We start from the raw sequence: 15,635 nt of genomic DNA, 5'->3' as shown, positions 1-15,635 counted from the left end.
GTTTCCTGGCATGAAGGGATAATCATTATGGATATAATGAGAAGTATTCTGGGTATGGCGGTATTACTGGCAATCGCATTTCTGCTGTCAGTAAATAAAAAACGTATCAGCCTGCGTACCGTTGGCGCGGCGTTATTACTGCAAATCGCCATTGGCGGCATCATGCTATATTTTCCTCCTGGAAAATGGCTTGTTGAACAGGCAGCACTCGGTGTGCACAAAGTGATGTCATACAGTGATGCCGGTAGCGCATTTATCTTTGGTTCACTGGTGGGGCCGAAAATGGATGTACTGTTTGACGGCGCCGGATTTATCTTTGCCTTCCGTGTATTGCCTGCCATCATTTTTGTTACCGCGCTTATCAGTTTGCTCTACTACATTGGCGTGATGGGGCTGCTTATCCGTGTGCTTGGCGGTATTTTTCAAAAAGCGTTGAACATCAGTAAGATCGAATCATTCGTTGCCGTCACCACCATCTTCCTCGGGCAAAATGAGATCCCGGCGATCGTGAAACCCTTTATTGATCGCCTTAACCGTAATGAACTGTTTACCGCAATTTGCAGCGGGATGGCCTCTATTGCTGGCTCAATGATGATTGGCTATGCCGGAATGGGCGTGCCAATCGATTATCTGCTGGCGGCATCTCTGATGGCTATCCCAGGCGGCATACTGTTCGCCAGAATGCTTAGCCCGGCCACAGAAGCATCTCAGGTAACCTTTGAGAACCTGTCATTCACCGAAACACCGCCAAAAAGCATTATTGAAGCCGCGGCAAGTGGGGCGATGACCGGGCTGAAAATCGCAGCAGGTGTGGCGACGGTTGTCATGGCTTTTGTTGCGATTATTGCGATGATTAATGGCATTATCGGCGGCATTGGCGGCTGGTTTGGCTATGGGCATGCCACACTTGAAGGGATCTTTGGCTATCTTCTTGCCCCGCTGGCCTGGCTCATGGGCGTTGACTGGAGTGAAGCGACGTTGGCTGGCAGCCTGATTGGCCAGAAGCTGGCCATTAACGAGTTTGTTGCGTATCTCAACTTCTCTCCGTATCTGCAAACTGCCGGGACGCTGGATGTGAAGACAATCGCAATCATCTCGTTTGCGCTATGTGGCTTTGCAAACTTCGGCTCTATCGGTGTGGTGGTTGGTGCGTTTTCTGCCATTGCACCAAAGCGTGCGCCAGAAATTGCGCAGCTGGGAGTGAGGGCGCTGGCCGCAGCTACGCTATCTAATCTGATGAGCGCCACCATTGCCGGTTTCTTTATTGGTTTGGCATGACATTGATGCGTGCCAGCGGCGACTGGCACGCTACTTCATGCTTTCGTGGTTTGTAACAGGTAAAGCGCGTTATCGGCGGAAAGTGTTGGGTTATTTATGCTAATGCTGGCGCGTGATAATGCCGCACAGGCCATCGCAAAATTTGCGCTATCGCGAAAATCACTCCCTTCCAGAAAACTGTAAATCAGACCTGCCATAAAGCCGTCATCGGCACCAAAGCTGTCAACCACCGGATGTGCAGGACGGGAAAGTAAGAATTGCTCACCGTTGTGCTCACTACAAAAGACAGACTCATCTTCCAGGCAAACAAAGATCTGCTGCACACCTTGCTGATGCAGGGCATTCACCGCCTGTAGGCGGTCTGCGTCGGAATTTATTGGCTGGCCCCACAGAATCTCCAGCTCTTTTTGCGTGGTTTTCAGGGTATGAATACGCGAATACCAGGTCTTGATTTTTGCCGCTTTGAACTCAGAAACGGTATCGATAAAGACAGGAATATTATCAGCGATGGTAAAGACCCACTCAATGGCTTCCGGCGTCAGGTTGCAATCCGCAAGCACTACACCTGAGTGGCGAATCAGATCTCGTGAGCTATTAAGCAATTGCGGCGTGAGCTGTTGCAGAATGTGGGTATCGTTAATCGCCAGTACCGTTTTTTCTTGCTGATTGGCGATGGACAGATAGGTTGAGGTGTTATGCCCATGCAGGCGGATACAACTGGAGACATTGACACCCGCCTGGCGTGTCTGTTCCAGCAGCGTTTCGCCGTAAAAATCGCTGCCTACTGCTGAGATCAAATGCACATCGCGACCCAGCAACGCCAGGTTATGTGCAATATTGCGGCCCACGCCACCTGCCGAGCAGTGAATGCTGCCAGGGTTGGAGGCCGCCTGCGGATAATGAATATCCGCAACACCACGAATATCCATATTGATCGCGCCGACGACCACGCAATACGCTTGCTCGGTAAGGATGTAGCCCTTGCCTTTAATCATCCCTTTACGCATCAAATCCATAATGTGGGCTGCAACACGTGAACGGCTGATTTGCAAAATATCAGCAATTTCATTTTGCTGAATAAGAGGATTGCGACGCAGAATTTTGAGTATCTGCTTTTCCCTGTCGTTCATGGTTATGCAACCGCCTGTTCAGTTTGTTGAGCTTTCAACCAGGCTATCTCTTCAGCCCAGATATCCGGGTTCGTCGTCTCCAGAATTAGCGGAATCCCATCGAAACGGTTATCACGCATGATCCAGGCAAACGGCGTGTGACCAATATTGCCTTCACCCAGACTGTTATGGCGGTCGACACGGCTCCCAAAAGCACTTTTCGCGTCGTTAAGGTGCATGCCACATAAATACTCGAACCCAACAATTCTCTCGAATTCAGCGAAAGTATTTTCGCAGTCTTCTTCGGTGCGCAGGTCATAACCCGCTGCAAAGGCGTGGCAGGTATCAATACACACGCCGACTCGGGATTTGTCTTCTACACCATCAATAATTGCGGCCAAATGCTCGAAACGAAAACCGAGATTGCTGCCCTGGCCCGCTGTGTTTTCAATCACCGCAGTCACGCCTTCGGTTTTATCCAGCGCGATGTTTATCGACTGGGCAATGCGTGCAAGGCACTCTTCTTCAGGGATTTGCATCAGGTGGCTGCCTGGGTGGAAGTTCAGTAGCGTTAAACCCAGTTGCATGCAACGTTCCATCTCATCAATGAAGGCTTCACGGGATTTTTCCAGCGCTTCCTCAACCGGATGGCCAAGGTTAATGAGATAGCTGTCGTGAGGGAGGATTTGTCCCGGCCCGTAATGATACTTTTCACAGGCTCGTTTGAAATTGCTGATAACTTCGTCAGTGAGCGGAGCTGCACGCCACTGGCGTTGGTTTTTGGTGAACAGGGCAAAAGCAGTGGCTTCGAGTTCGTGCGCGCGAATTGCGGCATTTTCCAGACCACCTGCAGCACTGACATGTGCGCCAATAAACTTCATCATTCTTACTCCTGTCAAAACCCGCTATCGGGAAACGGACAATGATAGCGGGTTAGACAGGAATTTTCCGTACCTCTTTATGCCATCAGGTGATGGATACCAAGGTTAATTGCGCCACCGCCAACGATCAGCCAGATAAATAGCACCAGAGCCATCAGCAGCGGGCGTACACCGGCTTTTTTCAGCGCGCTAAAGTGAGTGGTTAAACCCAGAGCCGCCATCGCCATTGCTAGCAAGAAAGTATCCAGTGTTATCAATGCATTGACCGCCCAGGCTGGCAGTAAGTGCAGTGAGTTAAACATCGCAACCACAATAAACAGCACCGCAAACCATGGAATGGTGATTTTGCTTTTCTGCGCCTGGCCCAACGGAGCCAGTTGTTTGACGCGAGCTGCCAGGAAAATCAGGAATGGAGCCAGCATCATTACGCGCAGCATTTTCGCAATGACCGCCGCGTTTTCAGTTTCAGGGCTGATTGCATGCCCCGCAGCCACTACTTGTGCAACTTCATGCATGGTTGAACCGGTGTAGATACCAAAGGCTTCCGGTGTGAACCATTGTGTGACATATGGATAAATCATTGGATAAATGAAGATCGCAAGCGTACCAAAAATCACCACCGTTGCGACCGCTACGGTTACTTTGCTGGCTTCGGCTTTCACAACCGGCTCGGTTGCCAGAATCGCCGCAGCACCGCAAATACTGCTACCGGCACCAATTAACCAACTGGTTTGTTTATCCAGGCCAAACACTTTCTGACCCAGCCAGCAGGCGAGGGCGAAGGTGCTGGTTAATGTCAGAACATCAATAATGACGCCGCTGGCGCCGACATCCGCAATCTGCGAAAAAGTCAGTCGAAAACCATATAAAATGATCCCAAGACGCAACAGATGTTGCTTGGCAAACAGTACACCGCCATCACAGTGTTGCCAGATTTTCGGGTAAAGCGTGTTGCCAATCACCATCCCGCACAGAATCGCGAGCGTTAATGCACCGAGTCCGAGACCTGCCACGGAGGGAATATTCCCCAACCAAAGCGCAAGTGCAGTAATTGCACCTGCAAGCAGCAGTCCTGGCAGGAAATGCCACAATGTATGTCGATGAGTGGGAATTGATAACGTAGCCATAACCTTCTCCTTTGTGTAGCCGTCATACTTCAAGCTGTAGGTGCGTTGGCTGCACGCGCTCACCCGAATCACTTACCGGCGTAAGCTCATCGGGGTTCTCGCGCTTGCCGCCTTCCTACAACTCGAATTATTTTGGCTTTATTGACAAAAGAGTAAGTCCTGGTGGCTTAAAAATAAAATTGATTATATATTTATAATCAATCTGAATAAGTGTTAAGGCGTGTCCACTATGCATATCACACTGCGGCAACTTGAAGTCTTCGCTGAAGTCCTCAAAAGCGGCTCTACTACTCAGGCTTCGCAAATGCTGGCGTTGTCTCAGTCTGCGGTCAGTGCAGCGCTGTCCGATCTCGAAGGGCAGTTAGGCGTGCAATTGTTCGATAGGGTAGGCAAACGCCTGGTTGTCAATGAACATGGCCGTTTGCTGTATCCGCGCGTGGTGGGTTTGCTCGAGCAGGCAATAGAAGTCGAACAACTGTTTAAAGAGGATAACGGTGCCATTCGCGTTTATGCCAGCAGCACGATAGGCAATTATATTCTGCCGGAAATGATTGCTCATTATCGCCGCGACTTTCCAAATCTCCCGCTGGAAATGAGCGTTGGCAACAGTCAGGATGTGATTAACGCAGTTGCCGACTTCCGGGTTGATATTGGTCTGATTGAAGGGCCGAGCCATATGACCGAATTGGTGACCGAGCCCTGGCTGGAAGATGAGCTCGTCGTATTTGCGCCACCAAGCGCACCTTTATTGCAGCAGCCGGTTACTCTGGAAAGTCTTGCACAGCAGCAGTGGATCCTGCGCGAAAAAGGTTCTGGTACACGTGAAATTGTCGATTACTTGCTACTTTCTCATCTGCCACAATTTCATCTCGGTATGGAATTGGGAAATTCGGAAGCCATTAAACATGCGGTGCGCCATGGTCTTGGCATCAGTTGCCTGTCGAGAAGGGTGATTGCGGAACAACTGGAAACAGGCTCGCTGGTGGAAGTGCCAGTACCATTGCCACGCCTGGTGCGTACCTTGTATCGGATTCACCATCGACAGAAACATATTTCTAATGCCTTACAGCGTTTTTTGAAATATTGCGATGAGTAGCAGAATAGCTTGATTTAGTGGTGTTGTTTACAGGGCGGCCTTGTTTAAAATCAATTAAGACTTTGCTGTTTTGGGTATCCTGCTGCGCAGCAAACAGGCTGTTACCAGCCTTGTAAACGTCAGAGATTATGAATCAATGGATGTAAAAGAAACTGCACCCGATCGCTATACCGACAACCTGAACCTTTATCGACTTTGTGCAAACTGTGCCGCAATTTTAACCATCGTTGTTGGCACGGGATTTTTACTGCTTGATATCGTTACATTACACGGTATTGCAATGCAGTGGGTGATGTTGGGGGCCGCAGTAGGCACGACAATTTTATTGATTGGGAGGCGTTACTTTCCTCGATTTTGTTCAGCCTGTTTGCTGGCAAAGTTTCACTTTTCTAATGCCTATTTTGCCTGGAAAGGGCTTGATATCAGCCCTTGGTTGACGCTAATCAGCTCCACCTTTTTCTGCATGGGTTGTGTTGAATCGGTGCAGTCTATGCGGATTAAAAAGGGGCTGAATTCATTTTGGTTTGCGCAGCCACGTGTACTACCAACCATGCTAATTATTTTGACTGGCACTCTTTTGGCTATGATTTCTAGTGGTTACATATATAAACTCATTTTTTAATAAAATAAATTATACAATTGTTGTTAATTTAAAGTTGCCTGCTTGGTCTCGCAAGACATTAATAAATTATAAAATCAATATACCGTATTTAAACGGAGTTAATTTGTGATTTTATAAATTAATCATGAATACAGTAAGTTACAAATAAAATTCAACCCTGCTTTTTGTTATTGTTTTTATTTATGTGCTGTTTATAAATCGCCACTTAGTATGGCGTTTTTAAATCCAGAGTTTCTAAAATGAGCAACTTATTGATTACCGGAGCCACAGGTTTTCTGGGTGGTGCTGTATTAGCTCGCGCGCTTTCTGATTCTTCAATTAACTCATACTTGTTATTAGTTAGGGCGAACTCGCCTAAAGAAGGTGTCGTTAGGGTCAGGAATAACCTTGCTAAGTTTGGATGCAGTGAAGCCTTACTTAATAAAATTAATGAAGAAAACATATTACTCGGTGATTTAGCTGCTTCAGAAGATTTTTTGGATGATGCCAGGCTCTCTTTTGTAACCCACGTGATCAACTCCGCTGCTGTCGCTTCATTTGGCGATAATGCGCTGATCTGGAAAGTGAACGTTGAAGGTACGCTTAAATTCGTCAAACGGATGGCGGATGTGTCGGGTTTGGTCCGTTTTGTACATGTGGGAACCGCGATGTCATGTGTACCGGATGCGGGGACGCTGGTAACAGAAAGCATGGCGCGCAAGCCTGAAGAAGAGCATTTGGTTCAATATACGTGGTCTAAATCCACCATTGAACAATTGATGGTAGAACATTGCCCGAAACTGCCTTTAGTTATTGCTCGCCCTTCAATTGTGGTAGGGCACAGTGAAGAAGGTTGCCGTCCATCCAGCAGCATTTTCTGGGTATTCCGCATGGCGCTGATGCTTGGGAAGTTCATGTGTTCAATGGAAGATAAAATCGATGTTATTCCTGTGGATTACTGTGCTGAGGCACTTTTGTTATTAACAAAACGCTCAAAGCTAAGCGAAAAGGTTTATCACATATCAGCGGGTGACACAGGTAGCACGCAGTTTGTCGAAATAGATAAAGCGATGGCCGCGGCACTCAATCAAAAACCTATTTATTCTACTTATCAGCAAGTTGATTACAGCGAGTTGGTAAAAGAACGCAGAGATTTCAAAACTATTTACGGCCCCTGTAATGAAAGACTGATGCTAAGAGCAATGCGTTTATATGGTGAATTTTCTAGGCTGAATGTGCGTTTCTCGAATAAGAAACTGTTGGATTTAGGTATGTCACCGCCGCCGCGTTTTGTCGATTACATCAACCGCTGCGTTGAAACGACACGTGATGTCACTATCCCCGAATTAATGAAGGTCGATTTTAAATAGCAGTAACTTCTATTACCTGCAGGGGAAGGGATTCCCGCATTTCATTCAAATGTCGAAAAAAACCTCTCACCGACTCATTGGTATAAGTGCGTTACTTATAATCCGCCGCCGATTATGAAGCTCTCTTATAACAGCGTATTTCTACTATAAGTCTCACTCTGGTTTGCTACAATCTCGCCTCATTTTTTGGACGGACCGCAATTTTCTATGGTTTCTCAAGATAAAACAACACAAGCGCCTGGCTTACGCCGTGAGTTAAAAGCGCGCCACTTAACGATGATCGCCATCGGCGGTTCCATCGGTACTGGGCTATTTGTTGCCTCTGGTGCAACCATTTCTCAAGCGGGCCCTGGCGGCGCGTTGCTCTCCTATATGCTGATTGGTCTGATGGTGTACTTCCTGATGACAAGCCTGGGTGAACTTGCGGCATATATGCCGGTTTCGGGCTCTTTTGCCACCTACGGGCAACAATACGTTGAAGAAGGCTTCGGTTTCGCACTGGGCTGGAACTACTGGTACAACTGGGCGGTAACTATCGCTGTTGACCTGGTCGCATCACAACTGGTGATGAACTACTGGTTCCCTGATACCCCGGGCTGGATCTGGAGTGCACTGTTCCTCGGCATCATGTTCTTGCTGAACTACATCTCCGTAAAAGGCTTTGGTGAAGCAGAATACTGGTTCTCACTGATTAAAGTTGTCACCGTTGTCATCTTTATCATTGTCGGTGTGATGATGATCCTCGGCATCTTTAAAGGTGCGCAACCTGCTGGCTGGAGCAACTGGGCAATTGGTGATGCACCGTTTGCTGGTGGCTTCTCCGCGATGATTGGTGTCGCGATGATAGTCGGCTTCTCGTTCCAGGGGACTGAGCTTATCGGTGTGGCTGCGGGCGAATCTGAAGACCCAGGCAAGAACATTCCACGCGCTGTGCGTCAGGTGTTCTGGCGTATCCTGCTGTTCTATGTGTTCGCGATTCTGATTATCAGCCTGATCATTCCTTATACCGATCCGAGCCTGCTGCGTAACGATGTTAAAGATATCGGTGTTAGCCCGTTCACACTGGTTTTCGAGCATGCTGGCCTGCTGTCTGCAGCAGCGGTAATGAACGCCGTTATTCTGACTGCGGTACTGTCTGCAGGTAACTCAGGGATGTATGCTTCAACGCGTATGCTGTACACCCTGGCTTGCGACGGCAAAGCACCACGTATTTTCTCTAAGCTCTCCCGTGGCGGTGTGCCACGTAACGCGCTGTACGCAACCACTGTTGTAGCGGGTCTGTGCTTCCTGACTTCTATGTTCGGTAACCAGACAGTTTACCTGTGGCTTTTGAACACATCAGGCATGACCGGCTTTATCGCCTGGTTGGGTATTGCGATTAGCCACTACCGTTTCCGTCGTGGTTATGTGAAGCAAGGGCTTGATCTTAAAGATTTGCCATATGTTTCTGGCTTCTTCCCGCTGGGGCCAATCTTTGCCTTCGTGCTGTGTCTGATTATTACGCTTGGCCAGAACTACGAAGCGTTCCTTGCCGATAAAATCGATTGGGCAGGCGTAACGGCTACCTATATTGGTATCCCGCTGTTCCTGGCAATCTGGTGGGGCTATAAGATTACGAGAGGTACTCGTTTCGTGAAATATAGCGAAATGACATTCCCGGAAACCTTTAAAAAGTAACTCTGAAGGGCGCGATTATCGCGCCCTTTTTATCCACTCTCACATTAGCCCTCCGCATTATCCCCTTTCGATACATTACAAACCTTAACAATTTGATTGATAACCATTCTCGTTTAATTTATGGTATCGCCACGCTTTACCTCGGCTGGATGTCGGAGAGTACCGCGCGCAGTTGTTTGCCAAAGTAGCCAGCAACGCATTAAGGAATGTGAGCGCAATCCATCGTTTAGTTTGCCATTCACCTCATGGAGAAAGGAATGTTAAGGTTGAATCCCATCGTCCGGGGAGGACTTTGTGCGTCGATAATCAGTGCTGCGTTTCCGGTTTTTGCCGAAGAACGTGAAGACACTATGGTTGTTACTGCTTCTGCTACCGAGCAAAATCTCAAAGATGCCCCTGCCAGTATTAGCGTTATCACTCAAGAAGATCTGAAAAAGAAACCGATCCAGAACCTGAAAGATGTGTTGCAGGAAGTTCCTGGTGTGCAGCTCACCAATGAAGGGGATAACCGCCAGGGCGTCAGTATTCGTGGCCTGAGTAGCAGCTACACGCTGATTCTGGTGGATGGCAAGCGGGTGAACTCGCGCAATGCGGTATTCCGCCACAATGATTTTGACCTTAACTGGATTCCGGTTGATGCCATCGAGCGTATCGAAGTGGTGCGCGGGCCTATGTCTTCGCTCTACGGTTCGGATGCGTTGGGTGGTGTGGTGAATATTATTACGCGCAAAGTTGGCAAAGCCTGGCATGGCACCGTAACGGCGGATACCACCATTCAGGAAAAACGCGATCGCGGTGATTCCTATAACAGCAATTTCTTTGCCAGTGGCCCCATTATCGACGACTTGCTTGGGGTGAAAGTTTACGGCAACCTCGGCAAGCGTGAGAAAGATAAACAAGAGGCTTCCAGCACCAGCGCAACAGGTGAAACGCCGCGTATTGAAGGTTTTACAACCCGTAGCGGCAGCGCTGAATTTGCCCTGACGCCAACAGAAAATCAGGACATGAGCTTTGGTTATGGTTTTGACCGCCAGGACCGTGATTCGGACTCGCTGAATAAAAACCGCATGGAGCGCCAGGATTACTCCATTTCTCACAATGGACGTTGGGATTACGGCAATACCGAACTGCGTTTTTATGGCGATAAGATTGATAACCTCAATCCAGGCAATAGCTCGCCAATCACCTCGCGCAATAACAGCCTGGACGGCAAACTGGTTCTGCCATTGGGCGAAATTAACCAGTTACTGACCTTCGGTGGGGAATGGCGACACGATAAGCTGTCAGACCCGGTAAACCTCACTGGCGGCAACAGTTCCGAAACGTCTGCCAGCCAGTACGCACTGTTCTTAGAAGATGAGTGGCGGATTTTTGAACCGCTGGCGCTGACTACCGGCGTGCGTATGGACGACCACGAAACCTACGGCGACCACTGGAGCCCACGCGCATACCTCGTGTACAGCGCGACAGATACCATCACCATGAAAGGTGGCTGGGCGACGGCATTTAAAGCGCCATCGTTACTGCAACTTAGCCCGGACTGGACCAGCAACTCTTGTCGCGGCTCTTGTAAGATTGTCGGCAGCCCAGATCTGAAACCTGAAACCAGCGAAAGCTTCGAGTTAGGTTTGTACTACGCGGGTGATGAAGGGTTGCTGGACGGGGTTTCAGGCAGCATCACTACCTTCCAGAACAACCTCGACGATATGATTGATATCAATCGTACTTCGAGTATCAGCCAGGCACCGTCATATCCAAACTTTGTTGGTTTTGACAGCGCGGGCCGCCCTATCTTCAAATACTACAACGTCAACAAAGCGCGTATTCGTGGTGTTGAAACTGAGTTGAAAGTGCCGTTCAGCGAGCAGTGGAAACTCACTCTGAACTACACCTATAACGATGGCCGAGATTTGAGCGGTGGCGGCAACAAACCATTAGCCTCACTACCATTCCATACCGCGAACGGTACGGTGGATTGGGCGCCATTGGATGATTGGTCATTCTATGTTTCCGCAAACTACACCGGTGAGCAACGCGCAACAACCGATGGCTCGCCAACGCCTGGCGGTTATGTAGTGTGGAACACGGGAGCGGCATGGAAAGCGACAAAAGCTATCAAACTTCGTGCGGGCGTCATGAACCTGGGTGATAAAGATCTGAGTCGTGACGATTACAGTTACAACGAAGATGGCCGTCGTTACTTTATGGCGGTGGATTACACGTTCTGATTTGAGCTTTTGCCCTTTTGCCCTCACCCTAGCCCTCTCCCACGGGAGAGGGGACATCCGGCTTTCTCCCTCTACTGGGGGAGAGGGCCGGGGTGAGGGCAATGAATTACGCCAAATGCTCCGCATGAAAACGCAGGTGGTCTTCTATAAACGAAGCAATAAAGTAATAGCTATGGTCGTAACCCGGCTGCACGCGCAGGGTCAGCGGCCAGCTTTTTTGCCGGGCAACCTCAGCGAATTGTGCCGGTTGTAGCTGGTCTGCTAGGAACTGATCGGCATCACCTTGATCGATAAGCACAGGAATAGCATGGGTAGTATCGGCCTGCATCAGCAACCAGCAGCTATCCCACTCGCGCCATTTCCCTTCGTCAGCACCTAAATAAGCATTAAAGGCTTTTTGCCCCCACGGCACGCGGGTTGGGTTCACAATCGGCGCAAAAGCAGAAACAGAGCAGTAACGGCCCGGGTTTTTCAACGCGATGCTAAGCGCACCGTGGCCGCCCATAGAGTGCCCGAAAATAGAGGCTTTCTCACTGATGCTGAAGTTATCAGCAATCAACGCTGGCAACTCATCATTAATGTAGTCGTACATACGGAAATGGTCGGCCCACGGCTGTTCGGTGGCGTTCAGGTAAAAACTTGCACCCTGGCCGAGATCGTAACTTTCATTATTAGGCACATTTTCGCCACGCGGGCTGGTGTCAGGCATGACCAAAACAATTCCCAGCTCAGAAGCGACTCGTTGCGCGCCCGCTTTGGTGGTGAAGTTTTCGTCATTACAGGTCAAACCGGAGAGCCAATAGAGCACCGGTGGGGGAGTCGTACGTGGCGTTGGCAGAAAAATACTGAACGTCATTGGGCATTTCAGTACCGCGGAATCATGGCGCCAGCGCTGCTGCCAGCCTTCAAAGCATCGGTGTTCTTCAAGCAGTTCCATCCAGAGGTTCCTCAAATATATTCAATATCAATGAATAACTTTCACTTCACCCCAGTCTAGCCATGCGGCATCATGCTGGCAACGAAATCGCAACATTTGGGGTGATAGTGGCGGCACGTATCGCGTTGACTGGGTTTCTGGTGTTGGTGGTTGCAATGGGCATTGGCCGTTTTGCGTTTACGCCGCAGGTCCCGTTGATGATAGCAGAAGGGCAACTTACCTTAACCAGCGCGGGTTTGGTAGCAGCGATTAATTACCTCGGCTATCTGGTTGGCGCGTGGGATGCCATGCGGGCGCACCGGCGTGTCGAGCTGCGATTAATGGCGGGCGTCTGGGGGGCGGTGCTGTTAACGCTGCTTTCAGCAACCGTAGATTCCGCACTGTGGCACGCATTAATTCGTTTTCTGATTGGTTGTGCCAGCGGCTGGGCGATGGTGTTAATCGCCGCCTGGAGCAATGAGCAGCTGGCACATTTAGGCAAGCCAGGGTTAAGTGCGGCGGTGTTCGCAGGGCCGGGGGCGGGAATATTTGTCAGCGGGTTGTTGGCGGTGGCAATCCACAGTTACGGGTTGTCAGCAAGCAGTGCCTGGCTGGTTTATGGCGCTCTGGCGCTGCTGTTTATCCTGTTAATCGCCCGAAATTTGCCACGCAAAGGGGAGTTGCACCGCCCGGAAACGGCACCCGAGCCGCTGGTGTTAACGCCACAACTCAAACGCCTGGTGTGGAGCTATAGCCTGGCCGGGTTTGGTTATATTCTGCCCGCCACATTTTTATCGCAGATGGCGAGCGCACGCTTTCCTGGTAGCGCGTTTGCGCAGTTCGTCTGGCCGATATTTGGCGGAGCGGCAGTGTGCGGCATTTTGCTCGGCATTGCCGCGCGTCAAAAGCTGCAAAGCTATCAACGCCTGGCGCTGGTTTTGTGGTTGCAAGCACTTGGGGTATTCGCCTCAGATATGATTCCCGGTATGGTCGGGCTGGTTTTAGGTTCGTTGCTGGTGGGAGGTGGCTTCTTATGTGCGGTGCAATTATCGTTGCAATATGGACGCGAACTGGCGCCAAAGCATACCCGTTACATGGCAGGATTACTCACTACCGGTTATGCCATGGGGCAACTGGTGGGGCCGATGCTGTCAGCATTATCGACTTCGCTTACCGGGCAACTTGAGCCTGCGTTATACGTAGCCGGCGTAGCATTATTGATTGGCGGCGGCCTCGTCTGGCGTAAAGAGTAAAGGTATTGACGATTTCAATAATTATCGTTCGCACTACTGGATTATGCGACCGTGCTCACGCACAATGAGCGCACACTTTGCCCCATGTAGGGCCGAGGTCAGTCACACCTGCAGGAGAAAACAACATGTCATCACTAAGTCCAGAAGCCGCATTGGTTCACGAAGCATTGGTTGCACGCGGCCTGGAAACGCCACTGCGCCCACAATTGCGTGAGCTCGATAACGAAACCCGCAAACGCGAGATTGCCGGGCATATGACGGAAATCATGCAGTTGCTGAATCTTGATCTCAGCGACGATAGCTTGATGGAAACCCCACATCGCATCGCTAAAATGTATGTCGATGAGATTTTCTCCGGCCTTGATTATGCCAACTTCCCAAAAATCACCGTCATTGAGAATAAGATGAAGGTTGATGAGATGGTCACCGTGCGCAACATTACGCTCACCAGCACTTGTGAACACCATTTCGTGACTATCGACGGTAAAGCGACAGTGTCTTATCTGCCGAAAGATACCGTGATTGGCTTGTCGAAAATTAACCGCATTGTGCAGTTCTTTGCGCAGCGCCCGCAGGTTCAGGAACGCTTAACCCAGCAAATCCTGATTGCACTGCAAACCTTACTTGGCACCAACAATGTGGCGGTGTCTATTGATGCAGTCCATTATTGTGTGAAAGCACGTGGCGTGCAGGATGCGACTAGTGCGACGACAACCACATCTTTGGGTGGATTGTTTAAATCCAGCCAAAATACACGCCAGGAATTCCTGCGCGCAGTGCGTCATAACTAACATTAATTAGGTAGGGTGTATGAGTAGAAACGTTACGCTGGATTTTGTCCGTGGCGTCGCTATTCTCGGCATCCTGCTGCTTAATATCGTGGCCTTCGGTTTGCCGAAGGCTGCGTATCTCAATCCAGCCTGGTCCGGTTCCGCTACTGGTCACGATGCCTGGACGTGGGCGATTTTAGATCTCTTTGCTCAGGTAAAATTCCTCACCTTATTTGCTCTGTTATTTGGCGCGGGCTTGCAGATGTTGTTACATCGCGGCAAACGCTGGATTCAGTCACGTCTGACGTTATTAGTTCTGCTCGGTTTTATGCACGCTATTTTCCTTTGGGATGGCGATATTTTGCTGGCCTACGGTTTAGTGGGGTTGGTGTGCTGGCGTCTGATTCGTGATGCACCGGGTAATCGTTCATTGTTTAATACTGGCGTTATCTTGTATCTCACCGGTATTGGCGTGCTGCTATTGCTAGGTTTTATTTCCGGCGATGCACCGAACCGCTCGTGGATCCCTGATGCTGCAAATTTGCAGTACGAACAGTGGTGGAAGCTTAACGGCGGGACGGAGGCCATTAGCAATCGCATCGATTTGCTCTCATCAAACCTTGTAGCTCTGGGCGCACAATACGGTTGGCAACTGGCGGGGATGATGCTGATTGGCGCGTCATTAATGCGCAGTGGCTGGCTGCGAGGGGAGTTTAGTCTGCATCATTATCGCCGCATTGGCGTGTGGCTGATTGTGGTTGGGTTGCTAATTAACATTCCTGCGATTTATGCCCAGTGGCATCTTGGCTGGATGTATCGCTGGTGTGCTTTCTTGCTGCAAGCGCCGCGTGAACTGAGTGCACCGTTTCAAACTATTGGCTATGCAGCACTCGCATTTGGCTACTGGCCGCAGTTGTCGCGCTTGCGTCTGGTGAATGCGATAGCGCATGTCGGGCGAATGGCATTGTCGAACTATCTACTGCAAACAGTGATTTGCACTACCTTTTTCTTCCGCATGGGCTGGTTCATGAAGTTTGACCGCCTGAGCCTGTTGGGAATTGTGCCTTTTGTCTGGGCAATCAATATATTATTCTCTATGCTCTGGCTGCGTTACTTCCGTCAGGGGCCTGTTGAGTGGCTCTGGAGACAACTAACCGCACGTGCTGCAGGGGTATCACTGAAGCATCCAGCAAGATAATGATATACATCACAAACGTTAACGATATGTATGTAACCGTTTTCATTGGTGTGATCATCCTCACGTAGTCATTCCCAAGTCGCTGCCAGAATAGCCACCTTGCCATATACAGGGTGCATTCATGAGACTAA

13 protein-coding genes are annotated in these 15,635 nt (G+C 49.7%); 9 read left to right on the top strand and 4 right to left on the bottom strand.

Annotated features, from left to right (window positions below; genetic code table 11):
- Positions 1–27 precede the first annotated feature (27 nt).
- Positions 28–1,278, top strand: coding sequence for a NupC/NupG family nucleoside CNT transporter (locus GC128_RS11985; protein WP_151994489.1), 1,251 nt, complete (start codon positions 28–30; stop codon positions 1,276–1,278).
- A 35-nt stretch (positions 1,279–1,313) separates the two neighbouring features.
- On the opposite strand, the gene GC128_RS11980 is transcribed toward GC128_RS11985, so the two are convergent.
- The 3 genes from GC128_RS11980 to GC128_RS11970 form a co-directional block, all read right to left on the bottom strand.
- On the bottom strand, positions 1,314–2,408 hold the full coding sequence (locus GC128_RS11980; protein WP_064512524.1) for a sugar kinase: 1,095 nt from the start codon (positions 2,406–2,408) through the stop codon (positions 1,314–1,316).
- Positions 2,409–2,410: 2 nt separating this feature from the next.
- Positions 2,411–3,268 carry a deoxyribonuclease IV gene (gene nfo / locus GC128_RS11975; RefSeq protein ID WP_151994533.1) on the bottom strand — a complete coding sequence of 286 codons (858 nt, stop codon included), beginning with the start codon at positions 3,266–3,268 and terminating at the stop codon, positions 2,411–2,413.
- 77 nt (positions 3,269–3,345) lie between these two features.
- Complete coding sequence (locus GC128_RS11970) at positions 3,346–4,395, bottom strand: YeiH family protein (RefSeq protein WP_151994488.1); 1,050 nt, start codon at positions 4,393–4,395, stop codon at positions 3,346–3,348.
- 229 nt (positions 4,396–4,624) lie between these two features.
- Between GC128_RS11970 and yieE the strand changes: the two genes are divergently transcribed.
- The 5 genes from yieE (at position 4,625) to cirA (ending at position 11,367) form a co-directional block, all read left to right on the top strand.
- Positions 4,625–5,491: a DNA-binding transcriptional regulator YeiE gene (gene yieE / locus GC128_RS11965; RefSeq protein WP_134185229.1), complete on the top strand. Its 867-nt coding sequence runs from the start codon at positions 4,625–4,627 to the stop codon at positions 5,489–5,491.
- Positions 5,492–5,561: 70 nt separating this feature from the next.
- Complete coding sequence (locus GC128_RS11960) at positions 5,562–6,113, top strand: hypothetical protein (protein ID WP_151994487.1); 552 nt, start codon at positions 5,562–5,564, stop codon at positions 6,111–6,113.
- A 239-nt stretch (positions 6,114–6,352) separates the two neighbouring features.
- Positions 6,353–7,462 carry an SDR family oxidoreductase gene (locus GC128_RS11955; RefSeq protein WP_151994486.1) on the top strand — a complete coding sequence of 370 codons (1,110 nt, stop codon included), beginning with the start codon at positions 6,353–6,355 and terminating at the stop codon, positions 7,460–7,462.
- 207 nt (positions 7,463–7,669) lie between these two features.
- Positions 7,670–9,139, top strand: coding sequence for an amino acid permease (locus GC128_RS11950; RefSeq protein WP_151994485.1), 1,470 nt, complete (start codon positions 7,670–7,672; stop codon positions 9,137–9,139).
- Between the two features lie 257 nt (positions 9,140–9,396).
- Complete coding sequence (gene cirA / locus GC128_RS11945; RefSeq protein ID WP_151994484.1) at positions 9,397–11,367, top strand: catecholate siderophore receptor CirA; 1,971 nt, start codon at positions 9,397–9,399, stop codon at positions 11,365–11,367.
- A 106-nt stretch (positions 11,368–11,473) separates the two neighbouring features.
- Here the strand turns inward: cirA and fghA are convergent, their stop codons facing one another.
- The gene (fghA, locus tag GC128_RS11940; protein ID WP_151994483.1) at positions 11,474–12,304 is read right to left on the bottom strand and encodes an S-formylglutathione hydrolase; all 831 of its coding nucleotides are present in this window, start codon (positions 12,302–12,304) and stop codon (positions 11,474–11,476) included.
- A 107-nt stretch (positions 12,305–12,411) separates the two neighbouring features.
- On the opposite strand from fghA, the gene GC128_RS11935 reads away from it, so the two are divergent.
- The 3 genes from GC128_RS11935 to yeiB all read left to right on the top strand — a co-directional run bounded on the left by GC128_RS11935 (position 12,412) and on the right by yeiB (position 15,504).
- Positions 12,412–13,536, top strand: a complete 1,125-nt coding sequence (locus GC128_RS11935) for a YbfB/YjiJ family MFS transporter (RefSeq protein ID WP_151994532.1) — start codon at positions 12,412–12,414, stop codon at positions 13,534–13,536.
- 125 nt (positions 13,537–13,661) lie between these two features.
- Complete coding sequence (folE, locus tag GC128_RS11930) at positions 13,662–14,327, top strand: GTP cyclohydrolase I FolE (RefSeq protein ID WP_064512467.1); 666 nt, start codon at positions 13,662–13,664, stop codon at positions 14,325–14,327.
- Positions 14,328–14,346: 19 nt separating this feature from the next.
- Entirely contained in the window at positions 14,347–15,504 is a 1,158-nt protein-coding gene (yeiB, locus tag GC128_RS11925) for a DUF418 domain-containing protein YeiB (RefSeq protein ID WP_151994482.1), read from the top strand.
- The last annotated feature ends 131 nt before the right edge of the window (positions 15,505–15,635 follow it).

Source organism: Buttiauxella massiliensis (assembly GCF_902500225.1).
Taxonomy (GTDB): domain Bacteria; phylum Pseudomonadota; class Gammaproteobacteria; order Enterobacterales; family Enterobacteriaceae; genus Buttiauxella; species Buttiauxella massiliensis.
The sequence above is the reverse complement of the archived record's forward strand: the minus strand, read 5'-3'. Positions and strand labels throughout refer to the sequence as shown.

Excerpts from the sequence above, each read along its gene's own strand:
- GC128_RS11985 (WP_151994489.1), top strand. The coding sequence starts at position 28 with ATGGATATAATGAGAAGTATTCTGGGTATGGCGGTATTACTGGCAATC.
- GC128_RS11980 (WP_064512524.1), bottom strand. The coding sequence starts at position 2,408 with ATGAACGACAGGGAAAAGCAGATACTCAAAATTCTGCGTCGCAATCCT.
- nfo (WP_151994533.1), bottom strand. The coding sequence starts at position 3,268 with ATGAAGTTTATTGGCGCACATGTCAGTGCTGCAGGTGGTCTGGAAAAT.
- GC128_RS11970 (WP_151994488.1), bottom strand. The coding sequence starts at position 4,395 with ATGGCTACGTTATCAATTCCCACTCATCGACATACATTGTGGCATTTC.
- yieE (WP_134185229.1), top strand. The coding sequence starts at position 4,625 with ATGCATATCACACTGCGGCAACTTGAAGTCTTCGCTGAAGTCCTCAAA.
- GC128_RS11955 (WP_151994486.1), top strand. The coding sequence starts at position 6,353 with ATGAGCAACTTATTGATTACCGGAGCCACAGGTTTTCTGGGTGGTGCT.
- GC128_RS11950 (WP_151994485.1), top strand. The coding sequence starts at position 7,670 with ATGGTTTCTCAAGATAAAACAACACAAGCGCCTGGCTTACGCCGTGAG.
- cirA (WP_151994484.1), top strand. The coding sequence starts at position 9,397 with ATGTTAAGGTTGAATCCCATCGTCCGGGGAGGACTTTGTGCGTCGATA.
- fghA (WP_151994483.1), bottom strand. The coding sequence starts at position 12,304 with ATGGAACTGCTTGAAGAACACCGATGCTTTGAAGGCTGGCAGCAGCGC.
- folE (WP_064512467.1), top strand. The coding sequence starts at position 13,662 with ATGTCATCACTAAGTCCAGAAGCCGCATTGGTTCACGAAGCATTGGTT.
- yeiB (WP_151994482.1), top strand. The coding sequence starts at position 14,347 with ATGAGTAGAAACGTTACGCTGGATTTTGTCCGTGGCGTCGCTATTCTC.